Source organism: Nocardia sp. NPDC004278 (assembly GCF_053602975.1).
Window position 1 is genome coordinate 208,800 of the sequence record NZ_JBSGEQ010000004.1, and the last position, 2,086, is coordinate 210,885.

A 2,086-nucleotide genomic window follows, 5' to 3' on the forward strand; every position below is an offset into this window, starting at 1 on the left:
CCGCGCCCGCACATCACCACAACCGAGGCCCGCGCCCGTATCCAGCCGCAACCCGACGGCCCACTCCGCGTACGACCGTGACTGACAAGCCGCGCCCCTATCCCCAGCTCACGCGCACCCACCGCCACCAACTGCTCACACCCTGCATCCCCGGCCGACGCCTGCACAACACCGCAATTCGGTGACAGCCGCATCCCCGCTCGCGCCGCGTACCACTGCCGCTAACGGCCCGCGCTCGCTTCTCACCGCAATCGACGCCCTGGCTCGCATATCAACGCAACTCACAGCTCGCGCTCGCAGCTCGCCGAAGAACTCAGGGTCGCGGCCGAATTCACCATCGCGCGTCGCCAAGCCCCTGGATTGCCGCCCACGTCCTCGGGGCCACACGACGCTAGCCGGCCAAGCTACGGCTGTCGCATAAGCACGGGGCATCGCGCCAGGCTGCGACCTGCGAACTAACCACTGCCTATGCGACAGCTGCTTTCCGGTCGCGCAACGATGGACAAGTGCCTGTTCGCTCATGGTTTCTTAACGAAGCGTGCGGGAGGGTGGGCGCATGAAAAGCGATTGCCCGGATGCCAGGGCGAGGTCATGATCGGTGTGATGGCCGCGGGAAAGATCGATCGCAATCGGATCGGTGCGGTGGATACCGCGCGGGGGCTGGCCGTGGTCGGCATGATCGCGGCACATACGCTGGCGTACGGCGAACTGACCTGGTCGGATCCGGCGCATTGGACCAATATCGCGTCGGGGCGGTCCTCGATTCTGTTCGCGGTGCTCGGCGGCGTCTCGCTGGCATTGATGACCGGGCGCGCGCATCCGTCGACCGGTTCGGACCTGGTCACGGCCCGGCTGCGCGTCATGGTGCGCGCCGCACTGCTCTTCCTGATCGGCGGGATATTGCAGGCCACCGGAACAACGGCTGCAGTGATCCTGGAGTACTACGCGGTCATGTTCGTCCTGGCCGTACCGTTCCTGGCCTGGCGACCGCGGCGACTGCTGATCACCGCCGCGGTTTGGGCGGTGATCACGCCCGTGCTGGTGTGGTGCCTGGTATCGGTGCTGCCCACCAGCACGCTCGGCACCGGTGGGATCGTCACCCTGGCCATCTCCGGTACCTATCCGGCGCTGATCTGGGTCGCGTTCATCCTCATCGGACTCGCCATCGGCCGTAGCGATTTCACGGCCATCAGGACCCGTCTGCTGGGCTGGGGCTTCGCCGCCGCGGTGCTCGGTTACGGCATCGCCTGGGTCTGCACCAAGGTATTCGGTTCCAGTGCACCCGATCTCGGCGATCTCGGTACGAAAGACGTTGATCCGGATGCCATCCCCGGCCCTGGCTTCGTATCACTGCTGACCGCGCAACCGCATTCGGGCACTTTCTTCGAAATCCTGGCTTCCGGCGGACTGGCGGTCGCGGTACTCGGACTGCTCCTGAGCTGCCCGCCGGTGCTCATGCGAATCCTGACCCCGCTCACGGCCATCGGCTACCTTCCGCTGACCGTATATGCCGGACATGTCATTTCGCTGGCATTCGTCGACGAGCGCGCCGACGGAAATCCGCCCTTCTTCCTCTGGTCGGTCGCCATTGCCGCAGTCGGCTCGCTGCTATGGACCCGCTTCCTCGGTCGCGGCCCACTCGAACGGCTCGTCACCCGGGTAACCCGAGCCGCCGTCCGCACCCGACACCCCGCACCGGAACCCACTGCACGCCCGCAACCAGTCGCCTGAACCGGCACCCAACCAGTCCCGCTCAGCACAAACCGTCGGTCCGGCAATCCGGGCAGCCGAGCCGTCGCATAGGCAGTGATCAGTTCGCACAGCTCGCAACCTATGCACGATGCCTATGCGACGGCCACAGCTCGGCGGCAAACCAGCGGCGTGGAGCTGATGTCGTGGGGCCAGCCGGGGTGGGTCAGAGTGCGCCGGCGGATTTGGCGGCGGGGTGCCGGGCAGCACGTCCGACGATCACCACGCAGCCGAGGCATCGCGTCCGACGATCACCACGCAGCCGAGGCATCGCGTCCGACGATCACCACGCAGCCGAGGCATCGGGTCCGACGATCACCACGCAGCCGAGGCATCG

1 protein-coding gene is annotated in these 2,086 nt (G+C 66.7%); it reads left to right on the top strand.

Annotated features, from left to right (window positions below; genetic code table 11):
• The first annotated feature begins 603 nt into the window (after positions 1 to 603).
• The gene (locus ACWEO2_RS08225) at positions 604 to 1,731 is read left to right on the top strand and encodes a heparan-alpha-glucosaminide N-acetyltransferase domain-containing protein (RefSeq protein ID WP_452404685.1); all 1,128 of its coding nucleotides are present in this window, start codon (positions 604 to 606) and stop codon (positions 1,729 to 1,731) included.
• Positions 1,732 to 2,086 lie beyond the last annotated feature (355 nt).